At 66.2% G+C, this 745-nt stretch carries 1 protein-coding gene; it reads left to right on the forward strand.

All coding sequences use genetic code 11. From position 1 onward, the window contains the following. Positions 1 to 745, forward strand: a 745-nt coding sequence (locus tag J0A65_RS24745; protein ID WP_206596892.1) for a DUF5801 repeats-in-toxin domain-containing protein, incomplete at both ends; no start/stop codon positions are given.

Here is a 745-nt window from a genome sequence, read left to right on the forward strand (position 1 = left end):
GGTCCGCAACTGCAGACCACCCTGTACGAAGCGATCCGCCATGACGGCACCACCACCACGTTCGACGAAGCACTGAACCTGCTGCTCGGCGACGACGGTGCCAGCCTGGGCCTGACCTACGAAGTGGTACGCACCGATGGCGATGGCGACCAGGTCACCGCCTCGGAAACCCTGGTACTGGCTGACGAACAAGGCTCGATCCTGACCTTCGACGACGACGGCCCGACCCAGAACGTTGGCCTGGCCCAAGGGGCCTCGGCTGATCTGCTGGCGATGGAAGTGGATGAAACCGTGGGCGTGGATCGTGCGGCCCCGGGCGAAACGGCCGATGGCAACGGCGATGACGGTGCCGGCTACCTGGGTCGCTCGACCACCGCGCTGGGCGGTGGTGGCCTGGTCGGCCTGTTCACCGCCAGTGGCGACTATGGCCAGGACGGTGCCGGCAGCGTCAGCACCAGCCTGTACTTCAGCGGCATCCCGGCGGGTGGCGAGCTGAGCACCAACCTGGAAGCCACCGATGGCGGCGCCATCGTGCTGCAGATGGACGGTGACGATGTGGTGGGTGTGGACGGCGACGGCCACGTGGTCTTCCGCCTGGAAATCATCGACACGCTCGATGGTCCGCAACTGCAGACCACCCTGTACGAAGCGATCCGCCATGACGGCACCACCACCACGTTCGACGAAGCACTGAACCTGCTGCTCGGCGACGACGGTGCCAGCCTGGGCCTGACCTACGAAGTGG

Source organism: Bowmanella yangjiangensis, from assembly GCF_017255015.1.
In the GTDB taxonomy this organism is placed as follows: Bacteria; Pseudomonadota; Gammaproteobacteria; order Enterobacterales; family Alteromonadaceae; genus Bowmanella; species Bowmanella yangjiangensis.